The following is a 1,011-nucleotide window of genomic DNA, read 5'->3' on the forward strand; positions in this document are numbered from 1 at the left end:
GACCCGCACGCCGTTGCCGGGCCCGGGCCACCTGGACGGCCCGCGGCGCGCGCGACCCCACGCGCACCAGGCCGCGACCGGGGTGCGCCGGGTCGAGGTGCGCCGCGTCCGGCACGTCCACGACGTCCCGGGAGTCGGCGTCGTCCGCGACCCGCAGCGCGACGCGCTGCGTCACGTTCGCACGCAGGTCGGCGGTGACGACGCCGGCGGGGCGCTGCGTCGCGAGGACGAGGTGCACGCCCAGCGCCCGTCCCTGCGCGGCGATCCGGGTGAGCACGTCGACCGCCTCGGGGACGTCGTCGACCAGGGCGCGCAGCTCGTCGACCACCACGAGGAGCCGCGGCGGGGTACCGGGGGCGTCCGGGTCCAGCCGCCGCACGTCGGCCACGCCGGCCGCGGCCAGCGCGCGCTCACGACGCCGCAGCTCGGCGCGCAGACCCGTGAGCGTGCGCCGCGCCGCGCCCGCGTCGAGGTCGTCGACGTGGTCGACGACGTGCGGCAGCCCGGCGAGCGGCCCGAGCCCGGTGCCGCCCTTGAAGTCGGCGAGCAGGAGCGCCAGCCGGTGCGGCGGGTGCTGCAGCGCGAGGCCGAGCACGAGCGTGGTCAGCAGCTCCGACTTGCCCGCGCCGGTCGTCCCCGCGACGAGCACGTGGGGTCCGTCGGCGTCGAGGTCGAGGGCGACCACGGAGCCGTCGGCAGCCGTGCCGAGGGGGGCCCGCAACGGCGCGCGCCCGTCGGCCTCGCGCCACCGCCGTACGACGTCCGGGGCGTCCGCGGCAGGGACGCCCGCGAGCGCGCCGAGCACCGTCGGGGCGGGCCAGGGCGGGGCGGCCCCGCCGGGGACGTCCGCCGCCGGGCCGGCACCGGCGGCGCCCGCGGCGCGCGAGCCGGGGAGGTGGCGTGCGGGGACGGCCCCGCGTGCGGTCCACCGGGTCGCTGCTCGCCGCCCGGCGGGAGCGGCCGCGCGTGCGGCTCGTCATCGGCGCGGCCTTCGCGTTCGGCGTCACGACG

General features: G+C 81.0%; 1 protein-coding gene. It reads right to left on the reverse strand.

What is annotated here, in order from left to right; all coding sequences use genetic code 11:
* A partial coding sequence (locus AB6N23_RS18460) for an FtsK/SpoIIIE domain-containing protein (protein ID WP_412867409.1) occupies window positions 1-685 on the reverse strand: 685 nt, incomplete at its 3' end.
* Between the last annotated feature and the right edge of the window lie 326 nt (window positions 686-1,011).

The sequence above is a fragment of the Cellulomonas pasadenensis genome (genome assembly GCF_047229365.1).
GTDB lineage: Bacteria > Actinomycetota > Actinomycetes > Actinomycetales > Cellulomonadaceae > Cellulomonas.